10 protein-coding genes, 1 tRNA gene and 1 pseudogene are annotated in these 12,348 nt (G+C 67.7%); 10 read left to right on the top strand and 2 right to left on the bottom strand.

Going from position 1 to position 12,348, the window contains the following annotated elements; all coding sequences use genetic code 11:
• Positions 1 to 170: 170 nt before the first annotated feature.
• From ACSX1C_RS13800 to rfbD, 5 genes are all read left to right on the top strand, one after another.
• Positions 171 to 246 (top strand) — tRNA-Thr (locus ACSX1C_RS13800).
• 165 nt (positions 247 to 411) lie between these two features.
• The gene (gene rfbB / locus ACSX1C_RS13805; protein WP_439886596.1) at positions 412 to 1,482 is read left to right on the top strand and encodes a dTDP-glucose 4,6-dehydratase; all 1,071 of its coding nucleotides are present in this window, start codon (positions 412 to 414) and stop codon (positions 1,480 to 1,482) included.
• Positions 1,479 to 2,351: a glucose-1-phosphate thymidylyltransferase RfbA gene (gene rfbA / locus ACSX1C_RS13810; protein WP_439886597.1), complete on the top strand. Its 873-nt coding sequence runs from the start codon at positions 1,479 to 1,481 to the stop codon at positions 2,349 to 2,351. Before rfbB ends, rfbA begins: the two co-directional genes overlap by 4 nt.
• Positions 2,348 to 2,890, top strand: a complete 543-nt coding sequence (gene rfbC / locus ACSX1C_RS13815) for a dTDP-4-dehydrorhamnose 3,5-epimerase (RefSeq protein ID WP_439886598.1) — start codon at positions 2,348 to 2,350, stop codon at positions 2,888 to 2,890. The genes rfbA and rfbC overlap by 4 nt, the downstream gene beginning before the upstream one ends.
• Positions 2,887 to 3,756, top strand: a complete 870-nt coding sequence (gene rfbD / locus ACSX1C_RS13820; protein WP_439886599.1) for a dTDP-4-dehydrorhamnose reductase — start codon at positions 2,887 to 2,889, stop codon at positions 3,754 to 3,756. The genes rfbC and rfbD overlap by 4 nt, the downstream gene beginning before the upstream one ends.
• Positions 3,757 to 3,765: 9 nt before the next feature.
• Here the strand turns inward: rfbD and ACSX1C_RS13825 are convergent, their stop codons facing one another.
• Both ACSX1C_RS13825 and ACSX1C_RS13830 read right to left on the bottom strand, forming a co-directional pair.
• Complete coding sequence (locus ACSX1C_RS13825; protein ID WP_439889424.1) at positions 3,766 to 4,629, bottom strand: methyl-accepting chemotaxis protein; 864 nt, start codon at positions 4,627 to 4,629, stop codon at positions 3,766 to 3,768.
• Positions 4,624 to 5,589: pseudogene (locus tag ACSX1C_RS13830) on the bottom strand (MCP four helix bundle domain-containing protein); the annotation flags it as partial. The gene ACSX1C_RS13825 and the pseudogene ACSX1C_RS13830, both read right to left, overlap by 6 nt.
• Here ACSX1C_RS13830 and ACSX1C_RS13835 point away from each other — a divergent pair.
• From ACSX1C_RS13835 to dctM, 5 genes are all read left to right on the top strand, one after another.
• Positions 5,583 to 7,394 carry a sensor histidine kinase gene (locus ACSX1C_RS13835; protein WP_439886600.1) on the top strand — a complete coding sequence of 604 codons (1,812 nt, stop codon included), beginning with the start codon at positions 5,583 to 5,585 and terminating at the stop codon, positions 7,392 to 7,394. The pseudogene ACSX1C_RS13830 and the gene ACSX1C_RS13835 sit on opposite strands and share 7 nt — an antisense overlap.
• Positions 7,391 to 8,785 carry a sigma-54-dependent transcriptional regulator gene (locus tag ACSX1C_RS13840; RefSeq protein WP_439886601.1) on the top strand — a complete coding sequence of 465 codons (1,395 nt, stop codon included), beginning with the start codon at positions 7,391 to 7,393 and terminating at the stop codon, positions 8,783 to 8,785. Before ACSX1C_RS13835 ends, ACSX1C_RS13840 begins: the two co-directional genes overlap by 4 nt.
• A gap of 272 nt (positions 8,786 to 9,057) precedes the next feature.
• Positions 9,058 to 10,047: a C4-dicarboxylate TRAP substrate-binding protein DctP gene (gene dctP, locus ACSX1C_RS13845; protein ID WP_439886602.1), complete on the top strand. Its 990-nt coding sequence runs from the start codon at positions 9,058 to 9,060 to the stop codon at positions 10,045 to 10,047.
• A 126-nt stretch (positions 10,048 to 10,173) separates the two neighbouring features.
• The gene (locus ACSX1C_RS13850; RefSeq protein WP_439886603.1) at positions 10,174 to 10,821 is read left to right on the top strand and encodes a TRAP transporter small permease; all 648 of its coding nucleotides are present in this window, start codon (positions 10,174 to 10,176) and stop codon (positions 10,819 to 10,821) included.
• Positions 10,818 to 12,101 carry a C4-dicarboxylate TRAP transporter large permease protein DctM gene (dctM, locus tag ACSX1C_RS13855; protein ID WP_439886604.1) on the top strand — a complete coding sequence of 428 codons (1,284 nt, stop codon included), beginning with the start codon at positions 10,818 to 10,820 and terminating at the stop codon, positions 12,099 to 12,101. The genes ACSX1C_RS13850 and dctM overlap by 4 nt, the downstream gene beginning before the upstream one ends.
• Positions 12,102 to 12,348: the final 247 nt, after the last annotated feature.

The following is a 12,348-nucleotide window of genomic DNA, read 5'->3' on the forward strand; positions in this document are numbered from 1 at the left end:
TTCAATAAAAACATGACCTTACAGACATCCGTGACGAGCATCACGATTCCCATCGCGGCTCACGCTGTCGATCTGCCAGTTGTGCATAAGGATTCGGCCCCTGATAGCCGAACCTGTGCCGCTATGGCTTTACTCGGGCAAACGAATGGATATAATGGCGGCCCTCGCGTGCCGGTATAGCTCAGCTGGTAGAGCAACTGACTTGTAATCAGTAGGTCCCGGGTTCGACTCCTGGTGCCGGCACCATATAGTTCAAAGGCCTGCAGCGATGCAGGCCTTTGTTGTTTCTGGCGCGGCAAGAACGCCCGCCCCACGCCCGACGCCTTGCTGCAGGCACTGCTTGCGGCGACGCCTAGCAGCCGACAAGCTAGGTGGCATAGATACGGCCCAGGCGAAGAGGCCCTACGGCTTATGCGAATTCTGGTCACCGGCGGCGCCGGCTTCATTGGTTCGGCACTGATTCGCCACCTGCTCAATCACACCGAGCATCGGGTGCTTAACCTCGACAAGCTGACCTATGCCGGCAACCTGGAGTCGCTCGCCAGTGTCGCGGACAATCCGCGCTACCGGTTCCTCCAGGCCGACATCGGCGACCAGCCGAGGGTGGCCGAGGCCCTGGCCGAATTCCAGCCCGAGGCCATCATGCACCTGGCGGCCGAGTCCCACGTCGACCGCTCCATCGACGGTCCCGCCGCGTTTATCCAGACCAACATAGTCGGCACCTACGGCCTGCTGGAAGCCACCCGCAGCTACTGGTCGGCGTTACCCGCCGAGCGCAAGCAGGCGTTTCGCTTCCACCACATCTCCACCGACGAGGTCTACGGCGACCTGCATGGGGTCGACGACCTGTTCAGCGAAACCACCCCCTACGCCCCCAGCTCCCCCTACTCGGCCAGCAAGGCGGCCTCCGACCACCTGGTGCGCGCCTGGCAGCGCACCTACGGCTTGCCGGTGCTGCTGAGCAACTGCTCGAACAACTACGGTCCCTACCACTTCCCGGAGAAGCTGATCCCGCTGGTGATCCTCAATGCCCTGGATGGCAAGCCGTTGCCGGTGTATGGCAGCGGTCAGCAGGTGCGCGACTGGCTGTACGTCGAGGACCACGCCCGCGCCCTAATCAAGGTAGTGACAGAGGGCCGGGTCGGCGAGACCTACAATATCGGCGGCCACAACGAGCAAAAGAATCTGCATGTGGTCGAAAGCATCTGCGCCCTGCTGGACGAACTGGCGCCGCGCCAAGCCGGCGGTTCCTACCGCGAGCAGATCGCCTTCGTCGCCGATCGCCCCGGCCACGACCGACGCTATGCCATCGACGCCGGCAAGATCGAACGCGAGCTGGGCTGGCGCCCCGCAGAGACCTTCGCCAGCGGCCTGCGCAAGACCGTGGGCTGGTATCTGGCCAACCTCGACTGGTGTCGCCGCGTGCAGGACGGCAGCTATCGACGCGAGCGCCTCGGCGCCTTGCAGGAGCCACAGCCATGAAAGGCATTATCCTCGCCGGCGGCTCCGGCACCCGCCTGCACCCGGTCACCCTCGGGCTGTCGAAACAGCTGCTACCGGTCTACGACAAGCCGATGATCTACTACCCGCTCTCGGTGCTGATGCTCGCCGGCATCCACGACATCCTGATCATCTCCACGCCCCACGACCTGCCACAGTTCGAGAAGATGCTCGGCGACGGCAGCCAGTTCGGCGTGTGCTTCAGCTACGCCGAGCAGCCTTCGCCGGACGGCCTGGCCCAGGCCTTCCTGATCGGCGAATCCTTCATCGGCGACGATGCGGTGTGCCTGATCCTCGGCGACAACATCTTCCACGGCCAGCACTTCGGCGAACAGCTCGCACAAGCAGCCAGCCATTCGACGGGCGCCACGGTATTCGGCTACTGGGTCAAGGACCCGCAGCGCTTCGGCGTGGTCGAGTTCGACGCCCAGGGCCGCGCCGTCTCCATCGAGGAGAAGCCGGCCAAGCCGAAGTCCAGCTACGCGGTCACCGGCCTGTACTTCTACGACAACGAGGTGGTCCAGATCGCCAAGTCGCTAAAACCCTCGGCCCGCGGCGAGCTGGAGATCACCGACGTCAACAATGCCTACCTGGCGCGTGGCCAGCTGCGCGTCGAGCGCTTCGGCCGCGGCTTCGCCTGGCTCGACACCGGCACCCCGGACAGCCTGCTGGAAGCCTCGCAGTACGTGCAGACCATCGAACACCGCCAGGGCCTGAAGGTCGCCTGCCTGGAGGAGATCGCCTGGCACCATGGCTGGATCGATCGCGAGCAGCTGCTCAATCAGGCCAGGGCCTTCGGCAAGACCGGCTATGGTCAGTACCTGCTCACCCTGGTGGAGGAAGCCCCATGAAGGTGATTGCGAGCGAGCTGCCGGAAGTGCTGATCCTCGAACCCCGGGTGTTCGGCGACGCACGCGGCTTCTTCTACGAGAGCTTCAACGCCCGTGCCTTTCGCGAGGCTACAGGCCTGGAGCGCGAGTTCGTCCAGGACAACCACTCGCGCTCGCAGCGCGGCGTGCTGCGCGGCCTGCATTACCAACTGCAGCAACCCCAGGGCAAGCTGGTGCGCGTGACCGCCGGCGAGGTGTACGACGTGGCGGTGGACATTCGCCGCGATTCGCCGAATTTCGGCCGCTGGGTCGGCGTGCACCTGTCCGCCGAGAACAAGCGCCAGCTGTGGGTGCCGGAGGGCTTCGCCCACGGCTTCCTGGTGCTCAGCGAGTTCGCCGAATCGCTTTACAAGACCACCGATTACTATGCCCCCGCCCATGAGCGCTGCATCCGCTGGGACGACCCGATCCTGGCCATCGCCTGGCCGCTGAGCGAACCGCCCCTGCTGTCGGACAAGGATCAGGCGGGCCAGCGTCTGGCTGACGCGGAGCTGCCATGAGGGTTCTGCTGCTCGGCCAGCGCGGCCAGCTCAGCCAAGAGCTGCAGCTGAGCCTGCAGGGGCAATACGAGTTGGTCGTGCGCGGCCGCAGCCGGTTGGACCTGGCCGATAGCGAGCAGATCCGCCAGCAGGTCCGCGAATTACGACCCGAGCTGATCATCAATGCCGCCGCCCACACCGCGGTCGACCAGGCCGAAAGCGAGCCCGAGGCGGCTTTCGCGCTCAACGCCAGGGCACCCGGGGTCCTGGCCGAGGAGGCGGCCAGCCTCGGCGTACCGCTGATCCACTACTCCACCGACTATGTGTTCGACGGGCGCAAGCCGGCGCCCTACGTCGAAGACGACGCGCCCAACCCCCTGGGCGTCTACGGTCAGAGCAAGCTGGCCGGCGAGCGGGCGATCCAGGCGCTCGGCGGCCCACATCTGATCCTGCGCACCAGTTGGGTGTATTCGCTGCACGGGCGCAACTTCCTGCTGACCATGCAGCGCCTGCTGCAGGAGCGCGACGAACTCAAGGTGGTGGCCGACCAGATCGGCGCGCCGACCTGGGCCGGCAGCATCGCCACCGCCACCGCGCAACTGATCCAGCGCTGGCAAGGCGGCCAGGCCGGGCCCTGGGGCCTCTACCACCTGACGGCCCGCGGCGAGACCTCCTGGTTCGGCTTCGCCAGCGCCATCGCCGAGCAGCTGCGGGCCGAGGGCAGGAGCCTGGCCCGGCTGCAGGCCATCCCCAGCAGCGCCTACCCGACCCCGGCACAGCGCCCGCTCAACTCGCGCCTGGACTGCACGCGCCTGCAACGCGACTGGCGCATCCGCCTGCCGGACTGGCACGCGGCACTGCGCGAATGCCTGACCAGCCCGCGCTGACGCCTCCACCTAGGCCTTGAAGCGCTGCACCTGCACCTGCAAGCCGGCGGCCAACTGAGCCAGGTCGCGGCTGGCCAGGGAGCTCTGCTCGGCGCCATTGACCACGCCGCGAATGCTGTCGTTGAGGCGGCTGACGTTCTCGCTGATCTCATTGGCCACCGCGGTCTGCTCTTCGGTGGCGGTGGAAATCTGCGCATTGCCATCGGCGATGCCCTCGATGGCACCGGCGATCACCGTCAGCACCTCGCCGGAACGCCGGGCGTGCTCGACGCTGACCTGGGCCTGCTCACGCGAGTGCTGCATGGCACTGACGGCCCGGCGAGCCCCCTCCTGCAGAGCGTCGATCATGCCGCGAATCGACTCGGTGGCCTTCTGCGTGTTGCCCGCCAGGCTGCGCACCTCATCGGCCACCACGGCGAAGCCGCGCCCGGCCTCGCCGGCACGCGCCGCCTCGATGGCAGCATTCAGCGCCAACAGGTTGGTCTGCTCGGCGATGCTCTGGATCACCGCCAGCACCTTGCCGATCTCGTCGCTCTGGCTGTGCAGGCGGTCGACCACATCCGCCCCCTGCTGAATCGAGCCGGAGAGCTGCTCGATCGCCTGCAGGTTGGCCTGCACCAGGCCGCTGCCCTGCTGTGCATCGCCACTGGCGGCGCCGGCGGCCTGGGCGGTATTCAAGGCCGAACGGGCCACCTCCAGCACCGCCGCGCTCATCTCATGCACCGCGGTCGCCACCATCTCGGTCTGCTGCTCCTGGGCGCTCGCCGCCTGGCTGGCCTGCTGGCTGATCGCGCTCATCTCCTCGGAGGAGGCCGCCAACTGGGTGGTGGCATCGCCGAAGTGACGGATCAGCCCCTGCAGATGCTCGAGCATGGCGTTGAACGCCTGCGCCGTGCCGGCCAATTCGTCACGCCCCTCGACCGGCACCCGCAGGGTCAGGTCGGAGCTGCGCTGCACCTCGCCGATCACCGCCCCCAGACGCAGCAGCGGACGGATGATCGACAAGCCGATCAGCAACGCCGCGCCCAGCACCAGGATCAGCGCCAGCCCTCCGGCAACCAGGAACCCCGTGCGGATGGCCTGGTATTGCGCCTGGGCCTGCTCGTTGAGCCGCGTACCCTCATCCAGCTGCAGCTTGATCAACCCCTCCAGCTCGCCACTCAGGGGGTCGATGGCGCCGTACAGGCGCTGGTTGAAGCCGAGCGACTCCTGGCCGCGCAGCTTGCCGTTGTCCACTTCGACCAGCAGCTCGTCGATCAGCCGATTGGCCTGGGCGAACAGCGCCTGGGCCCGTTCGGCCCGCGCCGCCTCCTCGGGGGTCAGCCTGGTCGCGGTATAGGCGCGCCATTGCGTATCGATCCGCTGGCGGGCATCGCGGATGCCCTCGCGAAAGGTGTCCTCATCGAACACTCCGGCACGGTACTTGTGCGAGGCATCGACGATGCTCACCGCATAGGCGTCGGAGATGATCTTGAGCTGACTGATCGGCTGCATGCGATCGCCGAACAGCTCGGCGAACTTCTGGTTCAGCTGGCTGGCATTGGACAGGGCCAATGCGATGACCACCAGCAGCACGCTCAGGGGCACCAGGGCCAGAATGAACAAACGAGCACGTACGCTTAATTGAGCTAGCATCGCAAACCTCCAGGGGTTTCGAACTGCGCTTGCCCATCCTTGAATTGCGCGGGAATAGATATCTCTCGGCAAAGCGGCCATCACGGCCCACTTCGTGGCGGAGTATGGTCCAAATATTGCTGCTTGCTCAATGCCGACCACCCGGCCAACCTGAATTCGATCCGCGCGTCCCTGACAGAGCCCCACGCCCCATGCCATCGATGTCCTCCCCCCGTCGCCCGCGCTGGCGCAGCCTGGCCCTGCTGGCCTTGCTCCTGGCCCCCCTGCTCTGGCCCCTGCAGCAGCTGGCCGAGCGTTACTACCGCGACGCCCTGAACGCCCAGAGCGGCCAGACCCTCGACCTCTACGTCGCCAACCTGCTGGGCACCCTGCGCCGCTACGAGGTGCTGCCGCCGATCCTCAGCAAGCTGCCCACCCTGCGCCAGCTGCTGCAAGAGCGCGACGATGCGCGCCTGCGCGACCAGGCCAATCGCCTGCTCGGCGGCCTGCAACAACAGACCGGCGCCGACGTGATCTACCTGATGGCGCCCGACGGCCAGACCCTGGCCGCCTCCAACTGGGATCGCCACGACAGCTTCGTCGAGCGCAATTTCTCCTATCGCCCCTACTTCCGCGAGGCCATGGAGGGCCGCCACGGGCGCTTCTTCGGCCTCGGCACCACCTCGCGCAAGCGCGGTTACTTCTTCGCCGCGCCGGTACGCGAGGGCCGCCGCATCCTCGGCGTGCTGGTGGTCAAGGTCGACCTGGACCACACCGAGACCCTCTGGGGCGACCGCCCCGAACAGCTGCTGGTGACCGACAACTATGGCGTGGTGATCCTCACCTCCCGGGCCGACTGGCGCTTCCACGCCACCCGCGCGCTGGACAACGCCGAACGGGCGGTCATCGCCGACACCCAGCCCTACCGCATCCAGTCGCCGCCACCGCTGCAGCTCGATGACGCGGCCTGGCTCCGCCAGGGCCGGCGCCTGGAAGACATCGGCTGGACGGCCAATATCCTCGCCCCGCGCAGCCTGCTCGACCGCCCGGTACGCGCGGCCGTCACCATCGGCGGCGCCGCGCTGCTGGTACTGATCCTGCTGCTCGGCCTGCTGATGCAGCGCCGCCGCCACTACCTCGAACGCATCGCCCTGGATGCCCGGGCGCGCCAGCAGCTGGAGCAGCGGGTACTGGAACGCACCCAGGACCTGGAGCTGCTCAACAGCCGCCTGAAGCAGGAAGTGCTGGAGCGCGAACAGGCCCAGCAGGAGCTGGTGCGGGCCCAGGACGAACTGGTCCAGGCCGGCAAGTTGTCCGCCCTCGGCACCATGAGCGCGAGCATCAGCCACGAACTCAACCAGCCGCTGGCGGCGATCCGCAGCTACGCCGACAACGCCGGCGTGCTGCTCGATCACCAGCGCAGCGAGGACGCCCGCGGCAACCTGCGGCAGATCAGCGAGCTGACCGAGCGCATGGCCTCGATCATCGCCCACCTGCGCGCCTTCGCCCGGCGCGACCGCCACGCCCCCGAGAGCGTCGCCCTGCAGCCGGCCCTCGACGACGCCCTGGCGCTGCTGGCCAAGCGGCGCCAGGCCATGCAGGTCGAACTGATCCGCGACCTGCCCGACGCCACCCTGTGGGTGCAGGCCGGCGAGACCCGCCTGCGCCAGGTGCTCGGCAACCTGCTGGCCAATGCCCTCGACGCCCTGGGCGAGAAGGCGCCGCCGCGACGCATCTGGCTCAGCGCCCAGCACGCCGGCGCACACGTCGAGCTGCAGCTGCGCGACAACGGTCCCGGCTTCTCCGCCGAGGCCCTGCAACGCGCCCGCGAGCCCTTCTTCACCACCAAGACCAGCGCCCAGGGCCTGGGCCTGGGTCTGGCGATCTGCGAGACCCTGATGCGCGCCCTGGGCGGCGAGCTGCTGCTGGCCAACCACCCGGCCGGCGGCGCCCTGTTGACCCTGCGCTTGCGCACCGCCGAGCACGGCGTGAACATTCAGCCGCCTGAGGACTTTGCCCTATGACCCTGCCCCTCGACGCCCGCACCCAGGTCCTGCTGATCGACGACGACCCGCACCTGCGCCAGGCCCTGAGCCAGACCCTGGATCTGGCCGGCCTCAAGGTCGCCACCCTGGCCGACGCCCGCGGCGTCGCCGCCCGCATCGAGCGCGACTGGCCGGGCGTGGTGGTCAGCGACATCCGCATGCCGGGAATCGACGGCCTGCAGCTGCTCGAACAACTCCACCAGCAGGACCCCGAGCTGCCGGTGCTGCTGATCACCGGCCACGGCGACGTGCCCCTGGCGGTGCAGGCGATGCGCGCCGGCGCCTACGACTTCCTGGAGAAACCCTTCGCCAGCGACGAGCTGCTCGACAGCGTACGCCGCGCCCTGGCCCTGCGCCGCCTGGTGCTGGACAACCGCAGCCTGCGCCTGGCCCTGAGCGACCGCCACGAGCTGTCGGCCCGCCTGGTGGGCCAGTCGCCGGGCATGCAGCGCCTGCGCGAACAGGTCGGCGCCCTGGCCGGAATCGCCGCGGACGTGCTGATCCTCGGCGAAACCGGCGCCGGCAAGGAGGTGGTGGCGCGCGCCCTGCACGACCTGTCCAGCCGCCGCGGCGGGCCCTTCGTGGCGATCAACGCCGGCGCCCTGGCCGAGTCGGTGGTGGAAAGCGAACTGTTCGGCCACGAGCCGGGCGCCTTCACCGGGGCGCAGAAGCGCCGCATCGGCAAGTTCGAATTCGCCAACGGCGGCACCCTGTTCCTGGACGAGATCGAGAGCATGAGCCTGGAGGTGCAGGTCAAGCTGTTGCGCCTGCTGCAGGAACGGGCGGTCGAGCGCCTGGGCGGCAACCAGCTGATCCCCCTGGACATCCGGGTGATCGCCGCGACCAAGGAGGACCTGCGCCAGGCCGCCGACCAGGGCCGCTTCCGCGCCGACCTCTACTACCGGCTGAACGTCGCGCCATTGCGCATCCCGCCGCTGCGCGAGCGCGGCGACGACATCCTGCTGCTGTTCCAGCACTTCACCGAGGCCGCCGGCAAGCGCCACGGCCTGCCGCCCCGCGAGCTGCAGGCCTGCCAGCGCGCGCTGCTGCTGCGCCACCCCTGGCCGGGCAACGTGCGCGAGCTGCAGAACACCGCCGAACGCTTCGCCCTGGGCCTGGACCTGGGCCTGGAGCTGGAGCTCCAGCTGTCCGATCCGGCCGGCGCGGCGCCCTCGGGGGGCAACCTGAGCGAGCAGGTGGAGGCCTTCGAGCGTGCCCTGATCAGCGCCGAGCTGAGCCGCCCCCACGGCTCGCTGCGCAGCCTGGCCGAGGCTCTCGGGGTACCGCGCAAGACCCTGCACGACAAGTTGCGCAAGCACGGCCTGAACTTCGCCGATGCCGGCGGAAGCTCGCCAGAGGATCACGAGTGAGTGGCGGGTTCCCGCCACCTCCTGCTTCCAGGCATCCCCTGGACGCCTTCCAGAAGCCTCTGCCCGGCCCTCTCGAGGCTTAATCCGAGGCCCCTCGGCGATCTGGCATGACGGTTGCTCTAGTCCCTGCAGGCGACCCCACGAGTACAAGTCCAGGCCATCGCTGCCCAGGGTCCGTCGTTTTCCGACCGACCGCCTAGACTTGCCCTTGTTCGCCCGTTTCCGGCGCTGCGGCGCTCATCGCGATAAGCACAACAAGAGGAAGCACCCGTATGTTCAAGTTCACTGCCAAGGCGCTGGCATGCGCCCTGTCCCTGACCATCGCCGGCCTGGCCCAGGCGGCCGACCCCATCGTCATCAAGTTCTCCCACGTGGTGGCCGAGAACACCCCCAAGGGCCAAGGCGCGCTGATGTTCAAGCGGCTCGCCGAAGAGCGCCTGGGCGACAAGGTGCGGGTGGAGGTCTACCCGAACTCCTCGCTGTTCGGCGACGGCAAGGAAATGGAAGCGCTGCTGCTCGGCGACGTGCAGCTGATCGCCCCGTCCCTGGCCAAGTTCGAGCAGTACACCAAGCAGCTGCAGGTGTTCGACCTGCCCTTCCTGTTCAACGACATCGCCGCGGTCGACCGTTTCCAGCAGAGCCCCCAGGGCCAGGCACTGCTGACCTCCATGGAAAGCAAGAACATCACCGGCCTCGGCTACTGGCACAACGGCATGAAGCAGCTGTCGGCCAACAAGCCGCTGCGCGAGCCTAAGGACGCCCGCGGCCAGAAGTTCCGCGTACAGGCCTCCGCCGTGCTCGAGGAGCAGTTCAAGGTGGTGCGCGCCAACCCGCGCAAGATGAGCTTCGCCGAGGTCTACCAGGGCCTGCAGACCGGCGTGGTCAACGGTGCCGAGAACCCCTACTCGAACATCTACAGCCAGAAGATGCACGAGGTGCAGAAGTTCATCACCGAGTCCGACCACGGCGTCCTGGACTACATGCTGATCACCAACACCCAGTTCTGGAACGGCCTGCCGGCCGACGTGCGCAGCGAGCTGGAGAAGATCAACGGCGAAGTCGCCGCCGAGGTGAACAGGCAGGCCGACGCGCTGAACCAGGAAGCCAAGCAGGGCATCCTCGCCGCCGGCACCACCGAGATCATCCAGCTGACCCCCGAGCAGCGCAGCCAGTGGCGCGACGCCATGAAGCCGGTGTGGAGCAAGTTCGAAGCGGAAATCGGCGCCGACCTGATCAAGGCCGCCGACGCTGCCAACCAGTAAGACGGGCCGGCCGCCCGGCGGCCCGACCCAGCGGCAGCGGTGGCGCCCAGCCCCCGCTGCCGAACACCTGCGGCAGGGCACGCCTGCCGGGCCTGCCCCCTTGCCTCACCCCTGGAGATGTTATCGATGAACGCCATACGGCGCGTCTGGGACCATTTCGAGGAGGCCTTTATCGCCTTCCTCCTGGGAACCATGACGCTAGTGACATTCGTCTACGTGATCCTCAACAACCTCTACACGCTGTTCTACAACCTCGGTGACGCCTGGCCGGCGGCCAGCGACCTGTTCTTCGCCATCGGCGACAGCGTGATCGAGATGGCCCAGGCCATGACCTGGAGCATCGCCCTGACCAAGGCCCTGTTCGCCTGGCTGATCTTCTTCGGCCTGGCCTATGGCGTGCGCACCGCCGGGCATATCGGCGTCGACGCCCTGGTCAAGCTGTGCAAGAAGTCCACCCAGCGCATCATCGGCCTGATCGCCTGCCTGTGCTGCCTGGGCTACGCCGGGCTGATCAGCGTGGCCAGCTTCGACTGGGTGCGCACCCTGCTGACCGCCGGTATCGGCGCCGAAGACCTCGGCCACTACGGCGTACAGCAGTGGCACATCAACATCATCGTGCCCTTCGGCTACGCCATGGTGTTCGTCCGCTTCCTGGAGATCTTCGTGCGCATCCTGCGTAACCAGCAGACCGGCCTGGGCCTGGCCGACGAGGCCGCCGAGGCGATGAAACTGACCGAGCACGACGACACCACGAAGAAGGATTCCCAGCCATGACCATCCTGTTCCTCTTCGCCCTGCTGTTCCTGCTGATGTTCATCGGCGTGCCGATCGCCGTGTCCCTGGGCCTGGCCGGCTCCATGACCATCATGCTGTTCAGCCCGGATTCGGTGCGCTCGCTGGCGATCAAGCTGTTCGAGACGTCCGAGCACTACACCCTGCTGGCCATCCCCTTCTTCCTGCTGTCCGGCGCCTTCATGACCACCGGCGGCGTGGCCAAGCGCCTGATCGACTTCGCCAACGCCTGCGTCGGCCATATCCGTGGCGGCCTGGCGATCTCGGCGGTGCTGGCGTGCATGCTGTTCGCCGCGCTGTCCGGCTCCTCGCCGGCCACCGTGGCCGCGGTCGGCTCCATCGCCATCGCCGGCATGGTCCGCTCCGGCTACCCCCAGGCCTTCGGCGCCGGCATCGTGTGCAACGCCGGCACCCTGGGCATCCTCATCCCGCCGTCGATCGTCATGGTGGTGTACGCCGCCGCCACCGAGCAGTCGGTCGGCAAGCTGTTCATGGCCGGGGTGGTGCCCGGCCTGCTGCTCGGCGTGGCGTTGATGGCGGCGATCTACATCGTCGCGCGCAAGATGAACCTGCCGGCCATGCCCCGGGCCAGCCTGCGCGAGTTCCTCAGCGCCGCGCGCAAGGCCATCTGGGGCCTGCTGCTGATGGTGATCATCCTCGGCGGCATCTACTCGGGCATGTTCACCCCCACCGAGGCGGCGGCGGTGGCCGCGGTCTACGCCGGCTTCGTGGCGCTGTTCGTGTACAAGGACATGACCATCCGCGAGTGCCCCAAGGTGCTGCTGGAGTCCGGCAAGCTGTCGATCATGCTGATGTTCATCATCGCCAACGCCATGCTCTTCGCCCATGTGCTGACCACCGAGCAGATCCCCCAGACCATCACCGCCTGGGTGATCGAGATGGGCCTGCAGCCCTGGCAGTTCCTGCTGGTGGTGAACATCGTGCTGCTGGTGGCCGGCGCCTTCATGGAGCCGTCGGCGATCATCCTGATCCTCGCCCCGATCCTCTTCCCGATCGCCATCCAGCTCGGCATCGACCCCATCCACCTGGGCATCATCATGGTGGTGAACATGGAGATCGGCCTGATCACCCCGCCGGTGGGCCTGAACCTGTTCGTCACCTCGGCGGTGACCGGCATGCCGCTGACCTCGGTGATCCGCGCCGCCTGGCCGTGGCTGATGCTGCTGCTGAGCTTCCTGCTGGTGATCACCTACATCCCGGCGGTCTCCCTGGCCCTGCCGAACTGGCTGGGCATGAGTTAAACGCAGGACGCACTCCACGCCTGCACTCCTCGCCCGGCCCTGTGCCGGGCTTTTTTTCGCCCCGCAGACGGGCAGCGCCTGCGCCGTTGATCGGCCGCCGGCGCCGCGTCTGGACAGCGGCGGCGCACACGCCGATGCTCGGGACAACGCCCCCGCCGCGGCGCATCCGCCGCGCGGATTTCGCCCGACCCCAGGGGCCGAGACGGCACTGCCGGGTCGCAATCGTGACTCGCAGGTCAAAAGCCGC

The organism is Pseudomonas sp. MBLB4123, assembly GCF_051904775.1.
Lineage (GTDB): Bacteria > Pseudomonadota > Gammaproteobacteria > Pseudomonadales > Pseudomonadaceae > Aquipseudomonas > Aquipseudomonas benzenivorans_B.

Coding starts and splice junctions, on each gene's coding strand:
- rfbB (WP_439886596.1), top strand. CDS start 412: ATGCGAATTCTGGTCACCGGCGGCGCCGGCTTCATTGGTTCGGCACTG.
- rfbA (WP_439886597.1), top strand. CDS start 1,479: ATGAAAGGCATTATCCTCGCCGGCGGCTCCGGCACCCGCCTGCACCCG.
- rfbC (WP_439886598.1), top strand. CDS start 2,348: ATGAAGGTGATTGCGAGCGAGCTGCCGGAAGTGCTGATCCTCGAACCC.
- rfbD (WP_439886599.1), top strand. CDS start 2,887: ATGAGGGTTCTGCTGCTCGGCCAGCGCGGCCAGCTCAGCCAAGAGCTG.
- ACSX1C_RS13825 (WP_439889424.1), bottom strand. CDS start 4,629: ATGCTCGAGCATCTGCAGGGGCTGATCCGTCACTTCGGCGATGCCACC.
- ACSX1C_RS13835 (WP_439886600.1), top strand. CDS start 5,583: ATGCCATCGATGTCCTCCCCCCGTCGCCCGCGCTGGCGCAGCCTGGCC.
- ACSX1C_RS13840 (WP_439886601.1), top strand. CDS start 7,391: ATGACCCTGCCCCTCGACGCCCGCACCCAGGTCCTGCTGATCGACGAC.
- dctP (WP_439886602.1), top strand. CDS start 9,058: ATGTTCAAGTTCACTGCCAAGGCGCTGGCATGCGCCCTGTCCCTGACC.
- ACSX1C_RS13850 (WP_439886603.1), top strand. CDS start 10,174: ATGAACGCCATACGGCGCGTCTGGGACCATTTCGAGGAGGCCTTTATC.
- dctM (WP_439886604.1), top strand. CDS start 10,818: ATGACCATCCTGTTCCTCTTCGCCCTGCTGTTCCTGCTGATGTTCATC.